1 protein-coding gene is annotated in these 208 nt (G+C 57.2%); it reads left to right on the forward strand.

All coding sequences use genetic code 11. The features are described 5' to 3' along the window. Positions 1-208, forward strand: a 208-nt coding sequence (locus GO755_RS41300) for a hypothetical protein (RefSeq protein ID WP_198175111.1), incomplete at both ends; no start/stop codon positions are given.

Genomic DNA, 208 nt, shown 5'->3' on the forward strand with positions numbered 1-208 from the left:
CCAGTTGACCAACCCCATTACAGGAACACTCACCATTTCCAATGGGCCCCAAAGTCTCACCTTCATCACCACCGAGGGCAGCTCAGCCAGCTTTACGGCTACCTTCACAGGCTTAGTCTCGGATGGCTCCTCCCATACGGTCACGGTCAGTCTGCCGGGCTGCTCAACCACTACTGCCACCTACACAGCTCCGGCTTCCTGTAGTGTC

Origin of the sequence: Spirosoma arboris (assembly GCF_009754945.1) — a bacterium.
In the GTDB taxonomy this organism is placed as follows: domain Bacteria; phylum Bacteroidota; class Bacteroidia; order Cytophagales; family Spirosomataceae; genus Spirosoma; species Spirosoma arboris.